Below are 24898 nucleotides of genomic sequence, written 5' to 3' on the forward strand. Positions count from 1 at the left end.
CGTTTAACTCCCAACCCGAGTAATATTTCTTGGTTTTTGGTTATCAAAAAGGCCAAACCAACCATCTAAAATAGCATTAAGATAGAAATTCATGCGAACTAACTTATGATCATCATATAAAATCACACCAATGCATCTTCGCAAATAATACTTAACAACATAAAAAAATAGAGCAAGATTGGAACAGTGTTGTTTTCTCATCCACACCATATTTCGCAAGCCAAAATAGCTCAGCCAGAGTTTTTCTAATGGTACTCTCGCACTTGATCGCCCTAAAATGGAGGCTTTATTTGTATCTTTTTTTGCTGCGTCTTTGTGCTTTATGAGGCTATGCCGCATCAAAATAATCTTACCAATTTTTGATATCATGTAGCAATAATAAAAATCATCATAATGTATAAAAAACTCTTTTTTTGGATAACCAACTTTATCGATAACCATCTTGTTGACAGCGAGCCCAACAAAGGATGCGTGTTCGATAGCGATAACATCATTTGTTAATTGAGTTTCTGACATACTTTTGATTACTTCGCCATCTGTACGACACAAATCTATCCACCCACGATGTTGGACTTGAACAGTACCGTCCTCAGAAACTTTTAAATTGGCGACAGCCAGCACACCATCAATTAAAAAACCGGGCGACATTTTCTCTAAGGCATCTGGCATGGGTTCCGCATCATCATCCATCAACCACATCCAATCATAACCAGCTTCATACCCGCGTTTAACCCCTTCATAAAAGCCACCCGCCCCACCTGTATTTTCTGGTAATCGCACATAGTCAATCACAGGGTTATCGAGATAACCATATTCTTTTAGCAGTTCCGGAGTGCCATCAGTACTCGCATTATCAATCAGGATAATCTTATCAACCGGTCGCGTTTGCGCGAGCAGAGCATCAAGGCATTCTGTCAATAACTGTTTACGGTTATAGGTAACAACAACTGCCGCGACGGTTTCATTCATGGCTTAAGCTTCTCTTTGACGTGTTCGGCACTCTTGAGTGCGGCAGCAACTACCTGATCCATATTGTAGTATCGATACTGCGCCAGTCGCCCGACAAATGTCACATCTGACTCTGTTTCAAACAGGGCTTTGTAGCGCTGATAGCGTTCTTCGTTTTCCGGTCGTGGTACCGGGTAGTAAGGGTCTCCCTCCGCCTCAGGATATTCACGCACAATGGATGTACCCGAATGATTTTCACCCGTGAGGTGCTTGAATTCCGTAGTTCGGGTATAGGCATGGTCATTCGGGTAGTTGATCGTACCCACTGGCTGCAGCCATTCTGTGTCCTTCAGATATTCATGCTCAAAACGCAATGAACGATAGGGTAATTTACCAAATTGATAGTCAAAATAGGCATCTATCGGTCCGGAATATACGGTATGTTCGGGCTGCACCTGTGATCGTATTTGGGCATAGTCCGTTTGTAACTGTACCTGGATATTTGGGTGATCCAGAATTTGTTCAAACATTTTTGTATAACCAAGGGCAGGCATGGCTTGAAAGGCGTCTGTAAAATAGCGGTCATCGTCATTGGTCCGCGTCGGTATGCGCGCAGCCACCCCAGCACTGAGTTCGCTCAAGTCCAGCCCCCACTGCTTGCGGGTATACCCGCGAAAAAATTTATCACAAAGATCAGCACCCACACTGTTGAGCACCACATCTTCACTGGTTTTGACGCTTTCTTTAGGAATCCGTACGTTATCCAGATACGCAGCAACGCCTGCCTCGTCCAGATTTAATCCGTAAAGGCGATTGATGGTGCTCCGATTGATCGGGATAGGCAGCAACTCCCCATCCACCTGCGCCAAAACCCGATGTTCATAAGGACGCCATTCTGTAAATCGTGACAACCACTGAAAGACCTTTTCGGAGTTCGTGTGAAAAATATGCGGGCCATAGGGATGAATGCGTATACCCTGTGCATCCAGGGTGTCGTAGGCGTTGCCTCCAATATGCGGACGTTTGTCAATCACCGTGACCCGGTGCCCCGCCTCGGCCAGTTCACGGGCCATTACACTTCCGGCAAAGCCTGCGCCTACAACCAGAATCGATTCTTTCATAAAGCCCCTGCTACAGATCGATAAACATTAATGCCCCGCTTATGTAGCACCACCGCCATAGTCACAGTAACGAATATTTCCGTTATCAGCATCGACATGGCAGCACCCACACCTGCATAGCGCCATGAGAGTGGAAAAATCAACAGTGCATTCAGTGCAGCAGATGCTATTAATATGCGACTGAATGTTTGGTTCATACCTAGTGTCAACATGGTCTGTATGCCATAGACGTTACTCAATGCGATAACGAAGGGCAACAAAGCAAGCCATTGCAAAATGGGAATGGAGGCATCGTATTGATCCCCAAGAACCAGGTGCACAATAGGTGCCGCAGCCACTAAAAGACCAGACGAAAATACCAGCCCTACCACAGCGATGTACGGCAAGATTCTGCGAATAAATGCCAGAGCTGCTTCATGGGATTGTGCTGCCAGTGTACTGATGTGCGGATATAGGGTCTGCGTGACAGGCGTCAACATACCTTGCACAGCCTGCACGACCTTGTTCGCTGCACTGAAATAGCCGACAGCCACCGGACCGGCGATCAAGCCCAAAACAAATGCATTGCTGCTGGTATAGACATTGATGGCTGCTGTCGACAAAAAAACATGCCAACCATTGTTGAATTGATTACGGAGGCTTTCTCTGGACGGGATACGCCAGCTTATGCCCTGCTTCCTGCGCAGGACTAACCATGCAGGGATGGCCGCCAGCAAAACAGGCACAGACTGTATGCCTGCAGCGATGAGGTAGTCATGCGTGTTGTGGACAAAAATGAATATGCAGGCCGTGGTAATCAGGCGCGCTCCCATATTCATCCAGGTAATATCTTTCATGCGTTCCAGACCCTGAAACAGCCAGGTAGGGAAAAGGGTTGCCCCCATCACCGTAAGGTACACAATCAGATATAAGGCCCAATGCGCATGAAACGTCGGTATGCTTGCTACCAGAGCAGCCAAAATCAAGGCACCCGCCAAAAATAGGGCGACTTTTATGGTCAATACCGCGCTGACAATCTCACCCAGTTTTTCGGGATTATCACGATGCACCGCTATTTCCCGAGTAGCACTTAAATTAAAGCCATAGTCTGTTGCCACCACAAAATACTGGATAAATGCCTGAGAAAAGGCGATGAGCCCAAATTTTTCCGGCCCTAGCACCCGCACCAGATAGGGCAAGGTCACCAAAGGCAACAAATAATTCGCGCCCTGCAAGGTGAACAGGGAGGCCATATTGCCCAGAAGACGCTTGCGGTCACTCATGCGCATGGAACCCTGAGTTCACCATGACTGGCCGTTCTTCCTCTCTCATTCCCTCACATGCTCCATAATGAGCCCCAAGTTCCCGAAGCATGAGTCCCAGCTGGCTTCCCGCAGCGTTCTGGCAGATCTGATCAATTTGCTCGGAGCAAAGGCGCATGGGGTTCAATCCACCCACAGCCCAGAGAGATCCAGAATGATTGCGGCGAAGGGGTCGATGGCGGCCTGATCCGTACCGCCCCAGGTACCCAGCAGCAGCCAACGGCCATCCTGGTTGGCGTAGGCTTCCAGGGTGCGGACGTCGGGGTCAATGAGCCAGCAGTGAGCGACACCGGCGGCGGCATAGCGGGGCAGTTTGAGGACACGGTCGGTACGCGCAGTCGTTGGAGAGATCACTTCGCAGACCCAGTCGGGGACCATCTCGAACCACGCGGTCTTGGGCAGTGCGGGCATCCGCTCGCGACGCCACCCAGCGAGGTCCGGGACGAGGATGTCTTCGTTCAGGTGCAGTTCGGGTTCGTCGAGTATCCACCAACCGCCGGGGCCGCCGCTTCCTCCCTGGTCGAAAGGACTGCCGACCTTGATGCCCAGGGCCGACGAGGCGCGGGCATGGGCCGGTGCAGGCCGGGGATGGGTGTGGAGTTGACCGGCGATGATCTCGCCCACGACGTTGTCGGGCAGACCGAAGAGGTCTTCGTAGCGCGCGAAGCGCTCTGCGGCGGTCATGCCGCCCCCTTTTCGGTATCGAGGCCGGACGCGCTGAGGCCGTCCACTTCCCGGCGCAGGGCGGCGATTTCCGTCTGGAGAGCGTCGTATTCGGCCATTTTCCGGTGCAGGAAGCGGACGGTGACCCGGGCTTTTTCCTGAACCCCTTCCGGCGTCAGCAGGTAGGCGTAAACGCCTTTGTCCGGGTTGTTACGAAAATTTCCCATCTTGACCAGGCCCTTTTCTACGAGGGCCTTGAGACAATAATTGGTTTTGCCCAGACTGATACCCATGACCGCAGCCAGTTCGCGCTGGGTCATTTCGGGGTGCTCAGTGAGCAGTTTGAGCAACTGATAGCGGGTGGCGTCGTCGAGCATTTTCTTTGTTCAGGCGATGAACGATAAGCGATACTATGGAAGACCACCCGATACTGTCAAGAATTTTTGCGCAGCGCATTTTGCAGCAGCGCCAGAAAACCACCCAGAATCAGCCCGCCCAGAATCGCCAGCACCAGTATCAGAGTCTTTTTTGGAGATACCGGGTTGGGATCATAGCGGGGGGACAAGGTTTGCAGGCTCGGACTGGTGTTATTGGCCGCCAGTGCATTTTCAGCCTTGGCCATGGCCGACTGTAGCTGGATCAGTGCATCATTATGCTGGGCTTGTTCCATATAACGCAGTAATGGATCGGAATGTGCTGCATGTACATCTGGGGCGCTACTCAAAGTTTTGCGCATATCCTGATACTGCGTCTGCAACTGTTTTAACTGGGCCTGGCGGGTAGCGACAATCTGCTGGTAGCGTTGCTGATTGTGCTTCAAAAATTTCTGGATGATTTGCGTCAGATATTGCTGGGCATCCTGTGGCGACTTTCCGTAGGCTTCCAGTGTCAGAATGGAAGCTTCTGCCTTGTCCGGCGTGACGCTGTGCAATCTGGGCAATTGTTTTTGGGCCTGCACTGTATTCACGGGGGTATACTGATTCATCAAACGACTGGCTAATTGGGTGCCACTATCCAATGGCTGCCCGGCCACCTGCCCAATCTGAATCACGGCATTGCTTTCATACACGGTCGGCGTCAGCAACAAGTAAACAACGGCAAGCCCCAGACAGACCACAGTGCTGACAAAAACCACCCACTTACGTTTGACGATAATTTCCCAAAGCTCGCGTAAACTGATCTCGTCATCCGGAACACTGCGATAGGCATGGGCTGGATTGGTTTTGTCTTCTTCAGGCATGCTGTATCCTCTTTACAAAATAAAGAAGTCGGGCAGGGTATCAGGATCAGGGAGATGAGGGAATGTTCTTGCAACTTATAGGGGTGACGGTTTGAAGCCGTCCTTACCTTCCGGACGCTGGTCCCTGAAACCTTCATATCTGCTTGTATTGGCGGATATTTTGGCGCTATGGATGGCTTTTTATTTGGGGAGAATTCCCCATGCGCTTTACTATCATCTAAACTCTGTAAAGGTGCTGCTGACCTGGTGGGGCAGCTATGCGCAGATCAATCTGCTGATTTTTTTGTTGTTGGCGTTTCTCGGCATCACCTTTTTTACGGTACGTGGGCATTATGCCCGTCGCAAGGCTTTTTGGGATGAACTGGGCGACATCCTCGCCATATTCACCCTGTTGCTGGCCTTGAATGCAGCCATTGCCTTTGGCGGAAAATGGCCGATTTCCCGCCTGTGGCTGTTTTCGACCTGGTTTTTGGCCTTGGCACTACTGCCACTAATCCGTACTTTGTTACGCGCGCTGTTGCTGCGTCTGGGTGTGTGGAGCATGCCGGTGGTGCTGATAGGTTGCGGGCGCAATGCAGTAGAAACCATCATGGCACTCAAAAGTGAACCCATTCTGGGCTATGCGGTGGAGCGGATTTTGGTGCCCGAGGGAGAGACCGCGCAGGCGGAAAATTATCCTGCAGGCAAGCTCATTCAGCCGTTGGGAAAAAATCCTTTGATCACATTGGCCGCTCTGGGTAATCCCCCCGTTGTTTTGGCTATGGATATGGAGCAATGGAATATCCATGAAGGAATGCTCCGCACTTTAACCATGCATTATCCGAAGCTGACCGTGGTGCCGCCCTTACGGGGGTTGCCCCTGTTTGGCATGGAAGTGATGCATTTTTTCAGCCACGATGTGTTGATGCTGCGGGTCAGGGATAACCTGGCCCAGTTGTGGCCACGTATCACCAAACGTCTTTTTGATCTGCTGGCGGCTTCGTTGCTGGTGGTGTTGCTATCTCCCTTTCTGCTTTACATTGCCTGGCGCATTCGCCGTGCAGATGGTGGACCAGCTCTGTATGCCCAGGAGCGTATCGGACACCAGGGTAAATCCTTTGGTTGCCTTAAGTTCAGATCCATGGTCATTGATGCCGATGCACGCCTGGCGGAGTACTTCACGGCGAACCCGCAGTTAAAAGCGGAGTACGAGCAGACCTATAAGCTGAAAAATGATCCACGCATTACTTCCATTGGAAAATTTCTGCGCAAAACCAGTCTGGATGAGCTGCCGCAACTGTTTAATGTACTGCGCGGCGAAATGAGTCTGGTGGGTCCAAGGCCAGTCACTGCCAAAGAAATTGAAACCTATTACGGAGAAATCGGCGCGCTTTACAAACTGGTTTTCCCCGGCATTACTGGACTCTGGCAAGTCAGTGGTCGCTCCAACACCAGTTACTCAGAAAGAATTTATCTCGACAGCTGGTACGTTAAAAACTGGACGCTCTGGTATGACATTGTCATTTTACTCCGCACCATCAAGGTAGTTTTGAAGCGGGATGGGGCTTATTGAACAGCCTTGGGCCAAACAATATCTGGCCACCCTGGATCATGGAGCAGTGGTACCCGTTCCAGGAGGCCACGCGCCTTTTCTTTGGCTGCGTTGCTTACAAAAGCGACGATCTAACACGACACCCACTCCACCACTTCCCGCAAAGTCCTCAGCATCTGCTTCCCTGCCCGCTGCCAGTGATATGGCTCCTCAGACTTCAGGGATAGCCATGGGTGATGTTGGGTTTCAGCTTGCATCCCCCGCGCGGCTCTTCTACAATAGATGTATTCCGTTGACGCTGTTTGCGTTATGCGAGTAAGAACGCTCCCTCCATCAGGAGGTTTGGGTACGACAGGTTTCCTGATCGTACCTTTTTTAATTTTAGGCTGGCAAAGGTGACATGGCTTTATGGGTGAAATAACACGGGCGCTCATCAGCGTTTCTGACAAGCGCGGGGTGGTGGAGTTTGCACGGCGACTGCGCGACTTTGGGGTGGAAATTCTGTCTACGGGTGGAACCGCCAAGGTGTTGATGGCCGACGGCATTGCCGTTCAGGAAGTGGGCGATTACACCGGTTTTCCGGAAATGCTGGAGGGCCGCCTGAAAACCCTGCACCCCAAAATTCATGGCGGCCTGCTGGCCCGTCGCGGTAATGCTGACCACGATCGGCAAATAGCGGAGCAGGACATCCTCCCCATTGATTTGCTTTGCGTCAATTTATATCCCTTTGCCGAAACTGTGGCGCGCCCCGACTGCACGCTGGAAGAGGCCATCGAGAACATTGATATTGGCGGGCCGACCATGCTCCGGGCCGGGGCTAAAAACTGGGAAGGCGTGACAGTTCTTGTTGATCCTGATGACTATTCCCGCGTCTTGCAGGAAATGGAGCAAAGCCACGGTGGCGTGGGGGCGGCTACCCGTTTTCATCTGGCAACCAAGGTTTTTGCCCATACCGCCCAGTACGATGGGGCCATTGCCAACTATTTGTCCAGCCGTAATGTGGAAGGTCAGCACAGTCAGTTTCCCCAGACCCTTTGCCTGCAGTTCGAGAAGGTGCAGGAATTGCGCTATGGCGAAAACCCCCATCAGGCAGCGGCTTTTTACCGCGATGGCAGCGGCGGAGGGCTGGCGGATGCCCATCAGTTGCAGGGCAAGGAACTTTCCTACAATAACATTGGCGATGGCGATGCGGCCGTCGCTCTGGTCATGGAATTCTCGGAACCGGCCTGTTGCGTGGTCAAACATGGAAACCCCTGTGGAGTAGCTTTGGGTCAGGATTTGCTCAGTGCCTTTCAGCGCGCCTGGGCGGGTGATCCGGTTTCGGCCTTTGGCAGCATCATTGCTTTTAATGCGCCGTTGGATGCCCAGACCGCTGAACTGATCAGTAATCAGTTTGTCGAGATGGTACTGGCTCCGGCCATTTTGCCCGATGCCCGCCTGATTCTGGCCAAAAAGAAAAACCTGCGGGCGCTGGCTTTTGAAGACGGTCACGCCTGGCAGCGTCCAGGCTGGGACTACAAACGGGTGCGTGGTGGCCTGCTGGTGCAGGAATTTGATCAGGCCATGGAAATGGAGGACGACTGGCAGGTGGTCAGCGCGCGGGCGCCCAGCCTGCAGGAGCAACGTGACCTCGCCTTTGTCTGGCGGGTCGGTAAATATGTGCGGTCCAACGCCATTGTCTACGGTCGTGAAGGGCAGACCGTGGGTATTGGCGCGGGGCAGATGAGTCGGGTGGATGCGGCCCGCTGCGGGGCCGCCAAGGCACTGGATCTGGGTTTTGATTTGCACGGCGCAGCGCTGGCTTCCGATGCCTTTTTCCCGTTCCGGGATGGGGTTGATGCGGCGGCCGCTGCCGGAGTGAAAGCCATTATTCAGCCCGGTGGCTCCATTCGCGATGAGGAAGTCATCGCCAGCGCCAACGAGCACGGGATGGCCATGGTGTTTACCGGCGTCCGTCACTTCCGCCACGGTTAAGAGGGATATTTATGGGTGCGAAGGTTTTGGTTTTGGGGGGCGGCGGTCGTGAACATGCCATCGCCTGGAAGCTGGCCCAATCAGAACGGGTCGAGACCGTCTATTGCGCGCCCGGTAACCCTGGTACGGCCGGTGAAGAAAAGCTGTGCAACCTGAAGCTGAATCCCAACAATCCTCAGGCGGTGGTGGCTGAGGCCCATGCCCTGGATATTCAACTGGTGGTGATTGGACCGGAAGCGCCGCTGGTGGCGGGGGTGGGTGATGCCCTGCGCCGCGCCGGAATTCCGGTTTTTGGGCCGGATCAGGCGGGGGCCATGCTGGAGGGCAGCAAGGCCCATGCCAAGGCTTTCATGATGCGCTACGGGCTGCCGACCGCCCGTTATGAGCGTTTTACCGACACTGCCCATGCTCTGGAATATCTGCATGGACACCCACTGCCGGTGGTGGTCAAGGCCGATGGCCTGGCTGCAGGCAAAGGCGTGGTGGTAGCCAGTACCTTGCAGGAAGCAGAAAGCGCAGCACGGCAGTTTCTGCAGTGGGGCCCCATCATCATTGAAGAGTTTCTGGAAGGTGAGGAAGCCAGCTTTATCGCCATTATTGTCGATGGTCAGGTGCTGCCTCTGGCCGGTTCTCAGGATCATAAGCGGCTGCTGGATGATGACCAGGGGCCCAATACCGGTGGGATGGGTGCCTACTCCCCTGCCCCGGTGCTGGACACGGCCATGAGCGAGCGGGTGCTGCGGGAAATCATGCGCCCTGCAGCGCAGGGTCTGATGGCCGACGGCACGCCGTATTGCGGCTTTTTGTATGCCGGCCTGATGATTGGCCGGGATGGGCCGAAGTTGCTGGAGTTCAATTGCCGCCTGGGCGATCCTGAAACCCAGCCGCTGATGATGCGCCTGCGCTCGGATCTTTATGCGGTCCTGCTGCTGGCTGCTCTGGATGAGAGACTACCCGCTGAACTGGATTGGGACAGCCGCAGCGCCTTGTGCGTGGTGATGGCTGCAGAGGGGTACCCTGAGCATCCGCGTACAGGGGATGCCATTGCCGGGCTGGGTGCGGCCGAAACGGATACCGTCAAGGTGTTTCATGCGGGTACCAAAAGTGTGGATGGTCATGTGGCTACGGCCGGTGGGCGGGTGCTGGGTGTGACCGCGCTGGGAGACAGTCTCGCTATTGCCCAGCATCGTGCTTATTCGGTAGTCGCCAAAATCCACTGGTCCGGGGTGCAGTTCCGTCAGGATATTGGTCATTTGGGTTTACGCCGTGACTAGGCAGCGCTGAGACGTATGCCAGGGCATACTCCGCGTCGTCAGGAATTACGCCAGCTGGTGGCGCATCTGCGTCGGGGTGGGGTCATTGCCTATCCAACAGAAGGGGTCTGGGGGCTGGGTTGTGACCCTCGGCAACGGCGGGCGCTGCGCCGCATTCTGCATTTAAAAAAACGCCCACAACACAAGGGCGTTCTGCTCATTGCCGGACGCCGCTGCGAAACTGCCACCTTTTGGTCGGATCAGGGCATCAGTCCGGCACTGCTGGAACAATACTGGCCGGGGACCACCCTGGTGCTGCCCGCCCGTCAGCAGGTTCCGGTCTGGATTCGTGGACGGCATCCCAGTGTGGCCGTTCGGGTCAGCCATCATCCCGGTGTCCGTGCTCTGACCCGGGCTTTTGGCAGTGCCATTGTCTCAACCAGTGCCAATCGCGCTGGCCAGCGACCCGCCCGTGACTTGCGGACCATCCGCCGCTATTTTGGCAACCATCTTCCGGTACTGCATGCCCGACTGGGTAGGCAGCGCCGCCCGAGCCGCATTGTCGATGCCCGTACTGGTCAGGTTTTAAGGGATTAAGAGATTAAGGGGGTAAATTTTCGCGAGAATCAGTTCACCCAATCCACGACCCGCAATCCGGGAACACGCTCAAACTCGCGCAGGTTATTGGTGACGACAATCAAACCCGTACTTCTGGCATGACCCGCAATCATCTGATCATAAGGCCCTATGGGCTGACCTGTGCGGGCCAATTCGGCGCGAAGCTGTCCCGTATGCCTGGCAGCCTCCATGCCATATCCAAGAACCTCCAGGCGAGCTGCAAATCCTTCTATTTCTGCCAAATTCCGTTCTGGAAACTGGGATTTTTCTGCACCATAAATCAACTCCATCAGCGTGATGGTACTTATCGCCATTTGGCCCTGGTGCTGGTGAAACTGCGCCTGAATTTCTGGCGGTTTGCGCTTGATGGTAAAAATGCAGATATTGGTATCCAGCAGGTATTTAATCACAAGCCTTCCCGGTGCTGATCGTCGGGCTGCTCGCGGCTTTCCATAAAGTCAGCACTGACCCCTTCACCATTAAACCAGCTTTCCCAGGATTCACCTGCAGGTACCAGGATGCGCACACGACCCAAGGCGACGACATCCACGCGCTTCACATCATTGGGGAAAGCGATGGACTTGGGCAGTCGTACGGCCTGGCTACGATTGATTTGAAAGACGGTTGCTTGTTCCATGATGGTAATCACTATTGTATATGGCGTTGGGATATCCTACCAAGCGCGAAGCCCGGTGGCAAGGATTCGCGAACCAATAGCCTGCGGCCACTTTCTGGCGAAACGGGCCTTCCGGTGGCATAATTCCCCGCCAGCATAGGAGATAAAACCATGCAGCAGCCTTCCACTCAAGCCGTCGAACAGTTTCTTCTCCAGCTTCAGGACCGCATTTGTACGGCTCTTGAAAAGGCGGATGGTCACGCCAGTTTTCGGGAAGATCTCTGGGAAAGGCCCGGTGGTGGTGGAGGGCGTACCCGGGTCATCAATGGCGGTGATCTGCTGGAAAAGGGGGGGGTCAATTTCTCCAGGGTGCATGGCGATAAACTGCCACCCTCGGCCACCGCGCAGCGTCCTGAACTGGCGGGGCAACCTTTCACGGCAGTGGGTGTTTCGCTGGTCCTGCACCCCCGCAATCCTTATGTGCCCATTGTCCATATGAACTACCGGTTTTTTGCGGCGGGTCCCGTGTGGTGGTTTGGCGGCGGAGCTGACCTCACCCCGAGTTACGGTTTTGTGGAAGACGCCCGGCACTTTCATCAAACCCTCAAGGCCGCCTGTGATCGGCATAGCCCCGATTTTTATCCCCGTTTCAAGACCTGGTGTGATGAATATTTCACCATCAAACATCGCCAGGAAATGCGGGGGGTCGGCGGCATTTTCTTTGATGACCTCAGCGGGGATGCCGATACTCTACAGGCGTTCTGGGAAGAGGTGGCCAACAGTTTTCTGGAGAGCTATCTGCCCATTGCCGAACGGCGCCGCAACACTCCTTTTGGTGAGCGAGAACGGGATTTTCAGCTGATCCGTCGGGGTCGCTATGTGGAATTCAATCTGGTGTACGACCGGGGCACCCTGTTCGGCCTGCAATCCGGCGGACGCACCGAGAGTATTCTCATGTCCCTGCCCCCCCTCGCCGCCTGGCATTATGACTGGCAGGCACCGGCAGATAGCCCCGAGGCCCGCCTGAAGGAAGACTTCCTGACCCCCAGGGACTGGGCATGATTTATCCGCTGCTGCGGCCATTACTGTTTGGTCTGGAGGCGGAGCAGGCCCATCAACTCAGCATCGCGGCGCTGGAAACCCTGGGTCGCATGCCCCGCAGTCTGGAACGGGTATCTGAACATTTTGCGGTGGAGAACCCCGCGCTGCAGCAAAGCTTGTGGGGACTGAATTTTCGCAATCCCGTGGGGCTGGCGGCTGGTTATGACAAGGATGCCCGCGCTACGGCGGCCTTGCCAGCTTTGGGTTTTGGATTTGTGGAAATTGGTACGGTCACACCACGCGCCCAATCCGGCAACCCCCGTCCCCGGGTGTTTCGTTATCCGTCTTCTCAGGCAGTCATCAACCGCATGGGCTTTCCCGGAGAGGGGGCTGCTGCGGTAGCTGAACGTCTGCGCGCCATCCCCCATCCCCATCGCGTTCCCATCGGGATCAATCTTGGCAAAAACAAGGATACGCCACTGGAGCAGGCGACGGCGGACTATGTCAGCGCCCTGGAAGTGCTTTTTCCCTATGGCGATTATCTGACAGTGAATGTCAGTTCTCCCAATACGCCGGGGCTGCGACTGTTGCAAGGCGCTGATGCCCTTCCGGAATTGCTGGCTGCGGTGGCCGCTGCCAATCAACGCCTGGCCGCCGAACATCAGCGCCCAGCCCTGCCCCTGCTCCTGAAAATCGCTCCGGATCTGAATCCCGAAGATATTGGCGCCATGGCGCAACTCGGCAAAGGCGACCAGCCACTGGTGGATGGTTTCATTGCTACCAACACCACCATTGATCGTCCTGCTGGACATCCCGAATATGTGCAGGCGGGAGGGCTGAGTGGTACACCCCTCCGGTCACGCGCCAACGCGGTTATTGCGCAACTGTATCGGGAAACTGCGGGTAAGGTGCCCATTGTCGGCGTTGGCGGCATTTCCTGTGCGGCAGATGCCTACGAAAAAATCCGGGCGGGGGCCAGTTTGCTGCAAATTTATACGGGTCTGGTTTTTAGAGGGCCGGAACTGCTTCGCGAGATTTTGCTGGAGTTACCCGATCTGTGTCAGAAAGATGGTTTTGCTCAGATCAGCACTGCACGGGGAACGGCCAACAATGTTGAGGAATAAAACAGTCATGATTTATTGGTCACGCTTACTGTGCTTATTGTGCCTGCTGATTTCTTTGGCGGGCTGCGCCGCCGTGTCCGATACCGCTTCAGCGACCGGTGATGTGGTTGATGCTGGTACCTCACTGATCCCCTGACTCTGGATTCAGCGCCTTTGGCGTTAGACCATCAGGCAGCACGCTGACTGCCGGGCTCCAGCATTTCCGGCAAAGCCTGCCCTGCCATCTCCGAACCCAGCCACCAGGTCGTGAGCACCCCAATTAATCCTGCTCCCGCCAGTACCAATAATAATCCGCCATTACCCAATTCGGCCTGGAGCGTGGGCAGGAAAAACACACTGACCACCCCACCAAAGCGGCTGAAGGCGGTAGCAAAGCCGTGGCCTGTGGCCCGTAATTCAGTAGGATACAGTTCGGTTGGGATAATCCAGGTGGTATTGCCCGGTCCAAAACTGTTGGCGATTTGCCAGATGATCAACCCTGCCGCGACAATAATAAAAGGCGGCTCGCCGGAGAGGGCAAAGAGCCCGACCAGGCCCAGGCTGATGGCGTCCCCCAGAAAACCCCAAATCTGGGCACGGCGCCGTCCAATGCGGTCAATCAGCAGGGCCAGAGGAATCCAGCCCAGCACAAAGCTGGCTGTAAAAAAGCTATTCCCGATGATGGCCTGTTCCGGCGTTTTCAGCCCCATGTGCATGAGCATAAAGGGCAGAAAAATACCCAGGGCATAGCCCATGACATCCATCATGAACCAGGGTACACAGGCGTAAATGGTGCGCCGCAAATATGGCTTACTGAAAAGCATGGTCCACGACACATTTCGGCTGGCCTGCATGCTGGAAGCGGTTTCCTGGACCAGACGTTCCCGTTCATGGGCATCCACATCCGGCACCAGCCAGCGTAAAACCTGTGCGGCTTCCTGCAGGCGGCCCCGATAAATATACCAGCGCGGCGACTCCAGCAAACTGCGCCGCAACCAGAGTACCAACACCGCCGGCACTGCGCCGGATGCCAGCATCCAGCGCCAGGCATCCGGGCCCGTATTCAGCAATGCCAGGCCCACCAGACTGGAAAGTAGCGCGCCCCCCATCCATAACCCGAAAATCCAGGTCATGGCCGACCCGCGCTTGTTTTTGGGCATGAATTCAGCAATGTAAGTGGAACTCAAGGGATAATCTGCGCCAACCCCAAGCCCAAGAATGAAGCGCAAAATGACCAGAGAGGTGATGTCCCAGGCAAATCCGGAAAGCAAGGCCGCAAAGAAAAATGCCGCAATATCAATTAGATAAACCGTCTTGCGGCCATAACGATCCGCAATAATACCGCCAAAAAGTCCACCAATCAGTGCGCCCACCAGCGCCGCAGTACCCAGCAATCCCAGCAGAGTTGGCCCCAGATGCCATTGCGGTTTGAGCAGAATCAGTACAATAGCCATGATACTCAAATCATAACCATCCAGAAAAATGCCGAGGCCGGATGCCCAGAGAATCCGCCGATGCCGCCTGGTAACTTTCTGTTCGTTATCTATTGCACTGAGTAGGTTACTCATCATCTCGCCATCAAAGCCGTTGTAAAGCGTTCACCATAGCACGTCAATATGACACTTTTATGACAGTCCCTTAAAGAAATAGATGAAAAAACAGGGTTTACCTGACTTTTGTGAGCATTACGCTTTTCGTTATAGACCGTTGCTTAAAAAACACTGGTCATGAGTTTTTATTAATACCTATCCTAAGCAAAATACAGCCCAGAAAATATCATATTTTTGTCATAAAACATTCACAATACTGTCACATTACTCTGATATGATGTTTTCAATAGAAAATTTAACAGGTTAATTCACTATTTACCCATTTTTGAGGATCGAGATGCCAATCAGAAATTTCAGGTTTTCGGCAATCGGTATCATGTTGATGCTTATTCCTTTCAGTCAAGCCCTTGCTCAGAACAGCACCTCACCCATTGTCATGGGCAACACCGCCAATCCGGGCGCCGTTGCGGATGCCTATCTGGCCCATGCCCGGGCCATCCGCAAGGCGGATGCACCCATCGTCCATCTGCTGAATCATTCTGCTTATACCCTGGCGGTACCCCTCCTCAAAAAAGCGGCGGCGGACAAGGACGATTTCTGGGCCGCTGACACGCTGGGTCATTTGTATCAGGCAGGTTTGGGCGTTTCCGCAAACTCCCAGACCGCTTTCCACTGGTATCTGCAGGCCGCCGAAGCGGGAGATCGTTTTGCCCAGCGTCAGGTAGCCAATGCCTATCTCAATGGCTGGGGCGTCACCCGCAATCCCCGACGGGCAGCTTTCTGGTTTCGACAGGGTCTGATGGTTCCGCAAGTGGTCAATGCCGATTTCTGGTTAGGCAAAACCTATGCAGCGGGCAGACTCATGCCGAAAAATCTGACCAAGGCGGCCTGGTATGAAGGGCGCAGTCTTGCTCTGCTGAAACAATTGGATACCGAGCACGTGGGTGCTGCCGCCTATGACCTCGGCATTGCCTACTGGCACGGGTATGGGGTCAAAAAAGACGCTCATCAGGCCGAACAGTATTTCCAACGCGCCCTGGCGGAGCACTATCCGGCTGCGGCTGCTGCCCTTCAGCATCTTAAGGAGAAAAACACATGAGGCGTCGCGATTTTTTAAAAAGCCTGGGGGCTGGTGCCACGCTGACGGCCTTTCTGGGCAGTTCGGTAGCCCGTGCTGCCATGCTGCCCGCCCTGGGACGTTCCGGGACCCTGGAAGATGTGGAACATATTGTGGTCTTCATGCAGGAAAATCGATCTTTTGATCATTACTTTGGACATCTGAGCGGGGTGCGCGGCTACAATGACCGCTTCCCGCTGAAGTTGCCCGACGGTCAACCCGTCTGGTTTCAGGGGCGCATGGACGATCCGACCCGGCCCATTCTGCCTTTTCATTTCAATACCCAGAAAACTTCCGCGCAATTCCTTCAGGACCTGGACCATAGCTGGGCGTCTCAGCACGGAGCCATTGCGGGGGGCCTGATGAATGCCTGGCCGCTCAACAAGACCGACATGACCATGGGCTATTTCCAACGCCAGGATATTCCTTTTCATTATGCGCTGGCCGATCATTTTACCATTTGTGACCATTATTTCACCTCCATTGCCGGGCCTACCTGTCCCAATCGCTGCATGCTGTTTACCGGCTCCATTGATCCCGAGGGCCAGCACGGCGGCCCCTACATTGATGACGACACCCATCTCTGGACCAAGGGTGTCAAACCCTTTACCTGGACGACCTATGCGGAGCGCCTGCAAAACGCAGGCATTTCCTGGCGTGTCTATCAGGAAGGGCTCCACGAAGAGGACCATAATCCGATGACGGGGAATTTCGGGGAAAATGCGCTGCTGTATTTCCAGGCGTTTACGGACATTCCCGACAGTTCACCGCTGGCCCAACGCGCACGGCGACCGGGCGGAGTGGCAGCATTGCGTGAGGATGTGCTGCGTAATCGTCTGCCGCAGGTTTCCTGGATTGTGGTGCCAGCCGGTTATTCCGAACATCCCTCTTATCCACCTGCCTATGGCGCCATTTACATTGCCCGGGTGCTGGATGCCCTGACCAGCAATCCGGAGGTCTGGGGCAAGACTGTGCTGCTTCTGGATTATGATGAGAATGATGGATTTTTCGACCATGTGCCGCCACCTCAACCTCCCACTCCGGTGCGGCCCGGCAAAAGTACGGTAAGCACCGAAGGCGAAGTTCACAATCGGATTAACCCGGACTGGCCTACGCTTTATAGCGCCGACCAACTGCCCTATGGTCTCGGACCACGTGCACCAATGATTACTATCTCGCCCTGGAGTAAAGGCGGCTATGTGTGTTCGGAAGTCTTCGACCATACTTCCGTCATCCGCTTCATCGAAAAACGCTTCGGCGTCAGCGAACCCAACATCACTCCCTGGCGACGCGCCATTTGCGGTGATCTGACTTCGGCCTTTGACTTTTCACGCCCTGATGAGCGCAAGGTATCGCTGCCCAGTACCGCTAATTATGTAGCGACGGTACATCACGAATCCACATTGCCCGCTCCGCAAGTGCCCACAGAACAGGCCATTGCCATAGATCCTCAAGAAAGTGGCCTGCGCAAACGGCGGCCCCTCGCATACGCCACCGCTGTGCGGCTGGAAGCAACGCATCAGGGCGTCCGTCTACACCTGCATAACCCTTCTGAGTTGGGCGTCGTCTGCACCGCCTACTGGGATCACAGCCATCAACTTCCCCACCATTACACCCTGGGAGCAGGAGCCAAACTGGAAGACGAGATGATGCTGCCCAAGAATCAGAAGCTCGCGCTCACGGTTTATGGTCCGGACAGCTATATCCGCAAAATCACGGGTACGGGTCCTTCCACTTTGCACATCGATACCCAGGGAACCAGGCCTGGGGATATCCAGGTACTCTTGTATAACGCCGGTGCCGATACCTTGCCCATTGAAGTAACAGACCATGTGTATGGACAGGGCACACGAAAAATCCAGTTGGCAGCAGGACAAACCCGGGAGCTGCACTGGAACCTGCAACCCAGTCACCACTGGTATGATCTGATGATTTCTACTCCTCAGCACCAGTGGCGTCTGGCGGGGCATATTGAAAACGGGGATGAGAGTTTCAGCGACCCGGCCAATGTAATACCGGTACTTGCCTGAAAATTGACTTTAGCCATGTGAAACGGTTAGTTGGAAAATATCTGATCCAATGTTAGCCCTTCCAACACCTGTTCACCCAGGCGCTCCAGCTCTTCCACACTGGCCGAGCTGATGCGTGCTTCAAATTCAGGGCGCAACGGACCAAAGCGCTTCTGCAACAATTTCCGCAACATCTGCTGTTCCCCTTGTTGCCTACCTTGTTGCCTACCTTCTTCTAATCCTTGTTCTAATCCTTGCTCTAATCCCTGTTCCATCCCTCGCTCCATGCCAAGACCGTAAGAAGGTAATTCGGTGATCAACACTTCGCTTAACATACTTTGTTCCTCCTTCACTACATCAAACAAATCCCGGTTAGTCGACAATATTTCGAGCATTTTCATATAGTCCCGAAATCGACCAGGAGCACCTTCAGTCAACACCTGCAAGCGACCGAGAATATGCCGAATAACCGCACGCGGCGAACGCCCCTTAAAATCACAAAGCACCGCCAACACCAAAGCATCCGGACTATCTTCGTCAAGCAGCCGGGTGCAGTCAATGCGGTGCATGTCCACAGTCTGGTATTGATACTCCAAGCCAGACTGCGTAATTCCCGAAGCCATACGCAGCGGCTCCTTGCCAATATACAACAGTACCTGGCGAATCTCTTCCTCTGGCTGCTGAAGACACAGATCGCTGCGGTAACGCAGCATACGGCAGGGCATCTGCAAATCGTTATTATTTTGCACTTCTATATGCAGCAAGAAATGCCCGTCCTGGCCCCGCATGCGGGCGACCAAATCTGCCCTCCGCTCTTCCACACGAGGGTGACTACTTTCTACAATCTCGGCCTGCTCTACTTTCATATGCAGAAGTATGCGCGCTATATCCAAGGTAATGCGCTTGAGTAACTCCTTTGACACCACATCTTTTTCTTGCATCCGCAGCCTTTTTCTGGCGAGGTTTTCAGGGTGGAATAATAATAATAAATTCTGAAGGCTGGTGCAGTGGAATTTATTAATAGAGGCCGAACAGTGCCATAAATAAACGTTATAAGCTACAATGTTCAATATCATTCCTCGTCCCGCAAGAACAAGGTATCCGCAGCATGCGTCTTATCTGTAGCTTCCTGAACAAACCATTTTTGAGGGATCGCTTACGGAGCTGGTGCGAGGACATTCTGTGCTGTATGGCCGTTGGGATACTTTTGAATGCTCAGACAGCCTCGGCAGCGCCTCTGGACATGCTGATTCACGATCCTTTTGATACCCGGGGATGGGTAAAGCAACCGCTGGGGCAAAGCTGGCAAGATCGGCAACTAAAATTACCTAAGGCGGCTCTGCCGGGCACGCGCACTTTCGTAAAACCCCAAAGCCTTGCCGCATTGACCAATTATGCCCTGGCACACAACCCGCAAACCCGGGTGGCCTATGAGAATTTACAGGCCTCTGCGGCAGGCCTGGGTGTCGCCGAATCTGCCTGGTTGCCGAGTATTTCCCTGAGTGACTCTGCGGCACGTTCCCAGAGCAATACCACAGCGGGTTTTAGCATTCCCATCATCAACAGTAATTCGGCTTCTCTCAGCCTGAGTTATGTACTGCTGGATTTTGGCCTACGCGCCGCGCAGAAAGACGGGGCGCTGGCCCAGTTGTACATTTCCGGCTTTGATAACAATAGCGCGCTGACGAAAGTCGCTCTCAGCGTCACCCAGAATTACTACCAGCTCATTGGCGAGCAGGCGCTGGTTCGGGCTTATGCGCAAACGGTCAAGGAAGATAGCGCCAATCTGGATGCTGCGCGACTGAAGCAGCATTCAGGTATGGCTACCATTGCCGATGTTCTGCAGGCGCAGTCGGCTCTTGCGCAGGCGCAGTCCCAATGGATTTCGGCCCAGGCTACTGTGCGCTCAGATCAGGCCGCCCTGGCGGAAAGTTGTGGATTACCACCCGGCAATCCCATTCCGCTGGTCCCCTTAAACACCCATCAACTGCCCCCCAACATTACGCCTTCTGTGCACTCCCTAGTCCTTCATGCTACTCAACACAACCCCAATGTCATGGCGGCCGCCGCCCAGATTCTGGCCAGCCGTGCCACACTTCGGGAGGATCAGGCTCAGGGACTGCCGACCTTGAGCGCATCGGCTTCCGCCGGAAAACGCTTTCAGAACGGGCTGGAACCTTCCCAGAACTGGGCCATCGGTTTCAGTCTTAAAGTGCCTCTGTTTACGGGTTTTCATGACAGTTACCAAATTCAGGAGGCGCGGCGCCAGGAGCGTAGTGCTCAGGCCTCATTGAACCAGGAGACCCAAAGCATTGCCTTAACCGTGTATCAGGATTACCAGACCGTCATGGGTGCGCGCTCAGCGGCAAAAGCGGCACAAATCGCGGTCAAAAGTGCCCAGGCTTCGCTGGCTGCCATCCGCGCCCAATACAAGGTAGGACTTTCGACCATGCTCAATTTGCTGACTGCCCAGGCGACGCTGACGACTGCTGAACAGACCCGGATTCAGGATATGACGACGGCCTATGTGCAACTGGCTAATCTCGCCAATGCCTTGGGGATGATCGGGCTCCCCGACACGACCACAGGATTCCATTCATGATGCGTTCTCTGCCCGTAAAATCCCTGTTGCTTCCCGTTGCGGCAGCCCTGATCCTGGCGGGCTGCGCCCAGCACAAGCCCTCCCACAAAAATACGGCACTGCCGGTCGAAACCACGACCGTGCAGACCGGCAATCTACCCATTGTGGTCAATACCCTGGGGCAAGCCGTGGCATCCCACAGTGTCACCATCACCCCGCAGGTGAGCGGCATTTTGCAAAAGGTTGCCGTCCACTCGGGGCAAGTGGTTCAAAAAGGCCAGCTTCTCTTCCAGATTGATCCTGCCACACCCGCCGCCCAGGTGGCTGAAGACCAAGCCAATCTACAGGGTGAAATGGCCCAGGAACAATATGATGATGCCCAGGTCAAGGCTTATGCGCCGCTGCTCGACAAGGATTATGTCACCCGTCAGACGGTCCAGCAGGCTCAGGCTCAGGCCAACACCGCAGCCGCCACCGTGGCCGCTGATCAGGCGGCACTGCAGGCCGCTCGCATTACTCTGGCTGAAACCCGGATTACCGCACCCATCAGTGGTAGCGTAGGCATCCTGAGCCTCAAATCCGGCAATCTGGTCACTGCCAACAGCACAGCACTGGTCACCATCAATCAAATTCAACCCATTTACGTGCAATTCAGCCTGCCTGAAGCCTATCTCGACGATTTACATACCGCCATCAGCAATCACTCCGGCAAAATAGCAGTCTGGGATGAAAATCATCAGACCCGGATTGGCACCGGGACAGTCACGGTGATTGATAATACCGTCAACACAGCTTCGGCGACGGTCACGGCACGCGCCACCCTGAGTAATCAGCCAGCCCGACTCTGGCCGGGTGAATATGTACAGGTGGATTTCACCGCCCGAGAACTGCGTCATGCCCTGATCATTCCTGCAACAGCCTTACAGCAGGGCGTCTCCGGCCCTTATGTCTATACCATAAAAAAAGACAAGGCCATTATGCAGGCCGTGCAATTTTTAGGGCAAAACGGTAAGCAGGTGGCTATCGCCGGAAGCCATTTACTGGGAGAAAGGGTGATTGTAGGGGCACCGACCCGACTTCATCCCAGTTCTGAAGTGCGCGTGATCAAGCCATGAATCTTTCAGAACCCTTTATTCGCCGCCCCGTCGCCACGACGGTACTCGCCGTAGCAGTAGCCCTGCTGGGTTTGTTTGCCTATCTGCAATTACCCACGGCTTTGCTGCCCAACGTCAGCTTTCCGATGGTGATGGTCACCGCCGAACTGCCGGGAGCCAGCCCCAAAACCATGTCCAGCGCGGTAGCCACCCCACTGGAAAGGCAATTTGCCAGCATTCCCGGTCTCAACTCCATGAGTGCCGTCAGTCAAAACGGGGTGACCCAGATCACCCTGCAGTTCGATCTCAGCAAATCCGCGCTGGGGGCCACCCAGCAGGTGTCCAACGCCGTTTCCCAGGCCCAGCATTTTTTACCACCGGGTATGCCCGAGCCACCTTCAGTCCGGCAAATGAATCCTTCGGCCCAGCCCGTGTTTTATATTGGCATGTCCGCGCCCAACATGCCGCTTTATGATCTGGATAAATACGCGCAAACCAAGGTCAGTACGGCATTATCCGGTATCTCCGGGGTATCTGACGTACAAATTTACGGGGCACAAACCTACGCCGTACGCATTTATGTGAATCCTTTTGCCCTTTCTGCCCGGGGTCTGAGTCTGCAGGCTGTACAAAGCGCCCTGGGGAATGCCAACGTCAATCTGCCCGGCGGCACCCTGGATGGGGGCGATCAGGCTTTCGCCACCCAGGTACATGGTCAGTTACATACCGCAAAAGCCTACAACCATCTGGTTCTGGCCTACGAAGGCGGACAGGCGGTGCCCCTCAGTGCGGTTGGCAAGGCCATCAACAGTACCCAGGATAACCAGCAGGAGACCTGGATCAACAAAACGCCCGGCATTGTTCTCGCCGTAACACGGCAGCCCGGCAGTAATACCGTTGCCATTTCCAACAAAATCCGCGCCCTGTTGCCACAACTGCAGGCCGCCATGCCCGGCGGGGTGCATCTGACCAATGTTTTCGATTTGGCCGATTACATTCGCGCCGCAGTACACGAAGTGTTGATGACCCTCATCCTGGCCAGCATTCTGGTAGCAGGTGTCATGTGGCTGTTTCTGCGCCGCCCCTCGGCTACCCTCATCGGTGCAGTCGCCATCCCCCTTTCCCTGTTGGGCACCTTTCTGGTCATGATGCTGCTCGGTTTCAGCATCAATACCCTGACCTTGCTGGCCCTGACCCTTTCCGTGGGTTTTGTGGTGGATGATGCCGTGGTGATGCTGGAAAACATCAACCGACATATCGACCGAGGTGAAACAGGCATGACTGCCGCCCTTAATGGCAGTCGCGAAATCAGTTTTACGGTCCTGTCCATGACCTTGTCCCTGTCCATCATTTTTCTGCCTCTGATTTTTCTGGGGGGCTTTGTCGGTCATTTATTCTCGGACTTCGGAGTCAGCATTGCCGTGGTCATCCTGATTTCCGGGATGGTCGCCCTGAGCGTTACCCCCATGCTCTGCAGCCGTTATCTCAAGCCCAATCATGCCCACGCCCGGACTGATCTGCATGATACGGGTCACTTACCTGAAGACGGTATTTTTCAGCGTTTTTTCAAGGACAGCCGCGATTTTTATATTCGCACCCTGAAAGTGGCCCTGAACCATAAATACTGGATGCTGGCCCTGGCCGGACTTGCGCTGGCGGGTAGTGTCTGGCTGGTCATGATTGTTCCCAAGGCTTTTTTACCCAGCCAGAATTCGGGCATGATCAATGCCAATATTGAATACCCGACCGGGATGACCTTTGCTGAAGTCAGGCACGAGCAGTCGGAAATCGCCCGGATTGTGAAATCCAATACCCGCATTCAGTCGGTGGTGTCTTCGGCAGGTCAGGGCGCAGGAGGTTTTGGCAGCCGCAACTCCGGCCATATGTTCATCCATATTCGCAGTGGATATGCGCCACAGACGGAAAACATCATTGTGGATCTGCAGCGCGCCACCCGTCGCTTTCATAATGCCCAGATTGTTTTTCAGGGACCGCAAAGCGCCCACTCGGGAACCGCCAGCGGCAATGGCAGCTATATTTATGAACTCATGGGCAGCAACTGGACAGATCTGAATGCGGCCACGCTGAAAATGACCGAAGCGCTGCAAAAGCTTCCGCAACTGAATTCCGTCAGTAACAGCCTGGAAAACAATAATCCGCAGGTCACCATTCATATCAATCGTGCCCGTGCCACCGCTTTGGGGGTCACCCCGGCCGCCATCGAAAACACCCTGGGTCTGGCCTTTGGCGGACATGAGGTGGGAACCATTTACGGGGCTAGTAATCAATATGAAGTAATTATGGAACTTGAACCGCGCTATCAGAAAAATATCAATGCCTTGTCCACCCTGAGCGTGCCGGGGGCGGGATCAGCGCTGGTTCCCCTTTCTGCCGTAGCCAGTTTTCATTATGACGCAGCCCCCCTGAATCTGATGCAGCACAATGGCCAGCCCTCCACCACTATTTCCTTCAATCTGGCCCCCGGGGTGCAGCTCGGTTCGGCCATCAGCGCCCTGCAGCATACGGCTCACCAAGTCCTGCCCGCAGGCATTGTCGGGCATCTGGGCGGCAATGCCGCGCAATTTCAGTCTGCCTTCAAATCTTTGCCTTTTTTATTGCTGGCAACGGTGTTGCTGATTTACGTGGTCCTTGCCATGTTGTATGAACATTTTCTCCATCCCCTGACGATTTTAACGGCTTTGCCGCTGGCGGCTTTCGGTGCGCTGCTGTCTTTGGTCATTTTTCATGAGCCGCTGGATTTATACAGCTTCATCGGCATCATCATGTTACTGGGGCTGGTCAAGAAAAACGGGATTATCCTCGTAGACTTTGCCGTCAGTCGGCGCCGTGAGGGCGAAGATGCCTACAATGCCATTATTGATGCCTGCACCATTCGTTATCGGCCGATCATGATGACTACTTTTGCCGCCATTCTCGGGGTGCTGCCCATAGCCATCGGCTTTGGCGCCGGTGCCGGAAGTCGGGTACCCCTGGGTATTGCCGTGGTCGGCGGCCTGATATTTTCCCAGTTTCTCACCCTGTATATCACGCCCGCTTTTTATTTATGGTTTGACGGGCTCTCCTGGCCACGTCGCAAACGGACGCAAGCCGTTGCGTTGAATCCCGATCCCTCATAAA

Annotated in this window: 22 protein-coding genes; 12 read left to right on the plus strand and 10 right to left on the minus strand. The window is 54.4% G+C overall.

Annotated elements, in window-relative coordinates:
- Nucleotides 1-3: 3 nt before the first annotated feature.
- The 6 genes from H7F11_RS02290 to H7F11_RS02315 form a co-directional block, all read right to left on the minus strand.
- Complete coding sequence (locus H7F11_RS02290; protein WP_193649562.1) at nucleotides 4-969, minus strand: glycosyltransferase family 2 protein; 966 nt, start codon at nucleotides 967-969, stop codon at nucleotides 4-6.
- Nucleotides 966-2069, minus strand: coding sequence for a UDP-galactopyranose mutase (glf, locus tag H7F11_RS02295; RefSeq protein ID WP_193649561.1), 1104 nt, complete (start codon nucleotides 2067-2069; stop codon nucleotides 966-968). The genes H7F11_RS02290 and glf overlap by 4 nt, the downstream gene beginning before the upstream one ends.
- Nucleotides 2066-3337 (minus strand): flippase, encoded by a 1272-nt coding sequence (locus H7F11_RS02300; RefSeq protein WP_193649560.1) that lies wholly within the window; start codon nucleotides 3335-3337, stop codon nucleotides 2066-2068. Before H7F11_RS02300 ends, glf begins: the two co-directional genes overlap by 4 nt.
- 156 nt (nucleotides 3338-3493) lie before the next feature.
- The gene (locus H7F11_RS02305) at nucleotides 3494-4054 is read right to left on the minus strand and encodes a Uma2 family endonuclease (RefSeq protein ID WP_193649559.1); all 561 of its coding nucleotides are present in this window, start codon (nucleotides 4052-4054) and stop codon (nucleotides 3494-3496) included.
- The gene (locus H7F11_RS02310) at nucleotides 4051-4410 is read right to left on the minus strand and encodes a MarR family EPS-associated transcriptional regulator (RefSeq protein ID WP_193649558.1); all 360 of its coding nucleotides are present in this window, start codon (nucleotides 4408-4410) and stop codon (nucleotides 4051-4053) included. Before H7F11_RS02310 ends, H7F11_RS02305 begins: the two co-directional genes overlap by 4 nt.
- 56 nt (nucleotides 4411-4466) lie before the next feature.
- Nucleotides 4467-5273, minus strand: coding sequence for a Wzz/FepE/Etk N-terminal domain-containing protein (locus H7F11_RS02315; protein WP_193649557.1), 807 nt, complete (start codon nucleotides 5271-5273; stop codon nucleotides 4467-4469).
- 91 nt (nucleotides 5274-5364) lie between these two features.
- On the opposite strand from H7F11_RS02315, the gene wbaP reads away from it, so the two are divergent.
- The 4 genes from wbaP to H7F11_RS02335 all read left to right on the plus strand — a co-directional run bounded on the left by wbaP (nucleotide 5365) and on the right by H7F11_RS02335 (nucleotide 10628).
- Complete coding sequence (gene wbaP / locus H7F11_RS02320; RefSeq protein ID WP_227485184.1) at nucleotides 5365-6825, plus strand: undecaprenyl-phosphate galactose phosphotransferase WbaP; 1461 nt, start codon at nucleotides 5365-5367, stop codon at nucleotides 6823-6825.
- Between the two features lie 387 nt (nucleotides 6826-7212).
- On the plus strand, nucleotides 7213-8778 hold the full coding sequence (gene purH / locus H7F11_RS02325) for a bifunctional phosphoribosylaminoimidazolecarboxamide formyltransferase/IMP cyclohydrolase (protein ID WP_193649556.1): 1566 nt from the start codon (nucleotides 7213-7215) through the stop codon (nucleotides 8776-8778).
- Nucleotides 8779-8789: 11 nt separating this feature from the next.
- Complete coding sequence (gene purD, locus H7F11_RS02330; RefSeq protein ID WP_193649555.1) at nucleotides 8790-10052, plus strand: phosphoribosylamine--glycine ligase; 1263 nt, start codon at nucleotides 8790-8792, stop codon at nucleotides 10050-10052.
- A gap of 15 nt (nucleotides 10053-10067) precedes the next feature.
- Nucleotides 10068-10628, plus strand: coding sequence for an L-threonylcarbamoyladenylate synthase (locus H7F11_RS02335; RefSeq protein ID WP_193649554.1), 561 nt, complete (start codon nucleotides 10068-10070; stop codon nucleotides 10626-10628).
- A gap of 29 nt (nucleotides 10629-10657) precedes the next feature.
- Here the strand turns inward: H7F11_RS02335 and vapC are convergent, their stop codons facing one another.
- Both vapC and vapB read right to left on the minus strand, forming a co-directional pair.
- On the minus strand, nucleotides 10658-11059 hold the full coding sequence (gene vapC / locus H7F11_RS02340) for a type II toxin-antitoxin system tRNA(fMet)-specific endonuclease VapC (protein WP_193649553.1): 402 nt from the start codon (nucleotides 11057-11059) through the stop codon (nucleotides 10658-10660).
- Nucleotides 11056-11286, minus strand: coding sequence for a type II toxin-antitoxin system VapB family antitoxin (gene vapB, locus H7F11_RS02345; RefSeq protein ID WP_193649552.1), 231 nt, complete (start codon nucleotides 11284-11286; stop codon nucleotides 11056-11058). The genes vapC and vapB overlap by 4 nt, the downstream gene beginning before the upstream one ends.
- Before the next feature lie 150 nt (nucleotides 11287-11436).
- On the opposite strand from vapB, the gene hemF reads away from it, so the two are divergent.
- Genes hemF through H7F11_RS16910 form a run of 3 tightly spaced genes read left to right on the plus strand, consistent with a single transcriptional unit; the run spans nucleotide 11437 to nucleotide 13566 of the window.
- Entirely contained in the window at nucleotides 11437-12327 is an 891-nt protein-coding gene (gene hemF / locus H7F11_RS02350) for an oxygen-dependent coproporphyrinogen oxidase (protein WP_193649551.1), read from the plus strand.
- Nucleotides 12324-13430 (plus strand): quinone-dependent dihydroorotate dehydrogenase, encoded by a 1107-nt coding sequence (locus tag H7F11_RS02355; RefSeq protein WP_193649550.1) that lies wholly within the window; start codon nucleotides 12324-12326, stop codon nucleotides 13428-13430. Before hemF ends, H7F11_RS02355 begins: the two co-directional genes overlap by 4 nt.
- 7 nt (nucleotides 13431-13437) lie before the next feature.
- On the plus strand, nucleotides 13438-13566 hold the full coding sequence (locus H7F11_RS16910; protein WP_264674700.1) for a hypothetical protein: 129 nt from the start codon (nucleotides 13438-13440) through the stop codon (nucleotides 13564-13566).
- Nucleotides 13567-13597: 31 nt separating this feature from the next.
- Here the strand turns inward: H7F11_RS16910 and H7F11_RS02360 are convergent, their stop codons facing one another.
- Nucleotides 13598-14980, minus strand: a complete 1383-nt coding sequence (locus H7F11_RS02360; RefSeq protein ID WP_227485185.1) for an MFS transporter — start codon at nucleotides 14978-14980, stop codon at nucleotides 13598-13600.
- A 355-nt stretch (nucleotides 14981-15335) separates the two neighbouring features.
- On the opposite strand from H7F11_RS02360, the gene H7F11_RS02365 reads away from it, so the two are divergent.
- Nucleotides 15336-16058: a tetratricopeptide repeat protein gene (locus tag H7F11_RS02365; RefSeq protein ID WP_193649549.1), complete on the plus strand. Its 723-nt coding sequence runs from the start codon at nucleotides 15336-15338 to the stop codon at nucleotides 16056-16058.
- The gene (locus tag H7F11_RS02370) at nucleotides 16055-18106 is read left to right on the plus strand and encodes a phosphocholine-specific phospholipase C (protein WP_193649548.1); all 2052 of its coding nucleotides are present in this window, start codon (nucleotides 16055-16057) and stop codon (nucleotides 18104-18106) included. Before H7F11_RS02365 ends, H7F11_RS02370 begins: the two co-directional genes overlap by 4 nt.
- A gap of 26 nt (nucleotides 18107-18132) precedes the next feature.
- Here the strand turns inward: H7F11_RS02370 and H7F11_RS02375 are convergent, their stop codons facing one another.
- On the minus strand, nucleotides 18133-19155 hold the full coding sequence (locus tag H7F11_RS02375) for a DUF4351 domain-containing protein (RefSeq protein ID WP_193649547.1): 1023 nt from the start codon (nucleotides 19153-19155) through the stop codon (nucleotides 18133-18135).
- A gap of 137 nt (nucleotides 19156-19292) precedes the next feature.
- On the opposite strand from H7F11_RS02375, the gene H7F11_RS02380 reads away from it, so the two are divergent.
- From H7F11_RS02380 to H7F11_RS02390, 3 genes are read left to right on the plus strand one after another with little or no spacing between them, the layout of a single operon-like run.
- Nucleotides 19293-20687: a TolC family protein gene (locus H7F11_RS02380; protein WP_227485186.1), complete on the plus strand. Its 1395-nt coding sequence runs from the start codon at nucleotides 19293-19295 to the stop codon at nucleotides 20685-20687.
- Complete coding sequence (locus H7F11_RS02385) at nucleotides 20684-21781, plus strand: efflux RND transporter periplasmic adaptor subunit (RefSeq protein ID WP_193649545.1); 1098 nt, start codon at nucleotides 20684-20686, stop codon at nucleotides 21779-21781. Before H7F11_RS02380 ends, H7F11_RS02385 begins: the two co-directional genes overlap by 4 nt.
- The gene (locus tag H7F11_RS02390; protein WP_193649544.1) at nucleotides 21778-24897 is read left to right on the plus strand and encodes an efflux RND transporter permease subunit; all 3120 of its coding nucleotides are present in this window, start codon (nucleotides 21778-21780) and stop codon (nucleotides 24895-24897) included. The genes H7F11_RS02385 and H7F11_RS02390 overlap by 4 nt, the downstream gene beginning before the upstream one ends.
- Nucleotide 24898 lies beyond the last annotated feature (1 nt).

The organism is Acidithiobacillus sp. HP-2 (assembly GCF_015100155.1).
Lineage (GTDB): Bacteria > Pseudomonadota > Gammaproteobacteria > Acidithiobacillales > Acidithiobacillaceae > Acidithiobacillus.

Excerpts from the sequence above, each read along its gene's own strand:
- H7F11_RS02290 (WP_193649562.1), bottom strand. The coding sequence starts at position 969 with ATGAATGAAACCGTCGCGGCAGTTGTTGTTACCTATAACCGTAAACAG.
- glf (WP_193649561.1), bottom strand. The coding sequence starts at position 2,069 with ATGAAAGAATCGATTCTGGTTGTAGGCGCAGGCTTTGCCGGAAGTGTA.
- H7F11_RS02300 (WP_193649560.1), bottom strand. The coding sequence starts at position 3,337 with ATGCGCATGAGTGACCGCAAGCGTCTTCTGGGCAATATGGCCTCCCTG.
- H7F11_RS02305 (WP_193649559.1), bottom strand. The coding sequence starts at position 4,054 with ATGACCGCCGCAGAGCGCTTCGCGCGCTACGAAGACCTCTTCGGTCTG.
- H7F11_RS02310 (WP_193649558.1), bottom strand. The coding sequence starts at position 4,410 with ATGCTCGACGACGCCACCCGCTATCAGTTGCTCAAACTGCTCACTGAG.
- H7F11_RS02315 (WP_193649557.1), bottom strand. The coding sequence starts at position 5,273 with ATGCCTGAAGAAGACAAAACCAATCCAGCCCATGCCTATCGCAGTGTT.
- purH (WP_193649556.1), top strand. The coding sequence starts at position 7,213 with ATGGGTGAAATAACACGGGCGCTCATCAGCGTTTCTGACAAGCGCGGG.
- purD (WP_193649555.1), top strand. The coding sequence starts at position 8,790 with ATGGGTGCGAAGGTTTTGGTTTTGGGGGGCGGCGGTCGTGAACATGCC.
- H7F11_RS02335 (WP_193649554.1), top strand. The coding sequence starts at position 10,068 with ATGCCAGGGCATACTCCGCGTCGTCAGGAATTACGCCAGCTGGTGGCG.
- vapB (WP_193649552.1), bottom strand. The coding sequence starts at position 11,286 with ATGGAACAAGCAACCGTCTTTCAAATCAATCGTAGCCAGGCCGTACGA.
- hemF (WP_193649551.1), top strand. The coding sequence starts at position 11,437 with ATGCAGCAGCCTTCCACTCAAGCCGTCGAACAGTTTCTTCTCCAGCTT.
- H7F11_RS02355 (WP_193649550.1), top strand. The coding sequence starts at position 12,324 with ATGATTTATCCGCTGCTGCGGCCATTACTGTTTGGTCTGGAGGCGGAG.
- H7F11_RS16910 (WP_264674700.1), top strand. The coding sequence starts at position 13,438 with ATGATTTATTGGTCACGCTTACTGTGCTTATTGTGCCTGCTGATTTCT.
- H7F11_RS02360 (WP_227485185.1), bottom strand. The coding sequence starts at position 14,980 with ATGATGAGTAACCTACTCAGTGCAATAGATAACGAACAGAAAGTTACC.
- H7F11_RS02365 (WP_193649549.1), top strand. The coding sequence starts at position 15,336 with ATGTTGATGCTTATTCCTTTCAGTCAAGCCCTTGCTCAGAACAGCACC.
- H7F11_RS02370 (WP_193649548.1), top strand. The coding sequence starts at position 16,055 with ATGAGGCGTCGCGATTTTTTAAAAAGCCTGGGGGCTGGTGCCACGCTG.
- H7F11_RS02385 (WP_193649545.1), top strand. The coding sequence starts at position 20,684 with ATGATGCGTTCTCTGCCCGTAAAATCCCTGTTGCTTCCCGTTGCGGCA.
- H7F11_RS02390 (WP_193649544.1), top strand. The coding sequence starts at position 21,778 with ATGAATCTTTCAGAACCCTTTATTCGCCGCCCCGTCGCCACGACGGTA.